Source organism: Pigmentiphaga humi, from assembly GCF_900606115.1.
In the GTDB taxonomy this organism is placed as follows: domain Bacteria; phylum Pseudomonadota; class Gammaproteobacteria; order Burkholderiales; family Burkholderiaceae_B; genus Pigmentiphaga; species Pigmentiphaga humi.
Map to the genome: position 1 here is coordinate 1 of NZ_UWPJ01000056.1, position 205 is coordinate 205.

The 205-nt window shown below is 64.9% G+C and carries 1 protein-coding gene; it reads left to right on the forward strand.

All coding sequences use genetic code 11. From position 1 onward, the window contains the following. Nucleotides 1–205, forward strand: a 205-nt coding sequence (locus PIGHUM_RS23825; protein WP_148087269.1) for an Rpn family recombination-promoting nuclease/putative transposase, incomplete at both ends; no start/stop codon positions are given.

The following is a 205-nucleotide window of genomic DNA, read 5'->3' on the forward strand; positions in this document are numbered from 1 at the left end:
CGGGCTGGAATACGAAGACATCCTGCGGCACAAGGGCGCGCAAGGCGACGGGCGGCTGCCGCCGATGCTGCCCATCGTGCTGTACAACGGCGTGCCGCGCTGGAAAGCGTCCCAGCAGGTGTCCGAGTTGATTGCGCAGGCGCAGGGGCTCGAGCCGTACGTGCCGCAACTGCGTTATTTGCTGTTGGACGAAGGGGCATTGTTG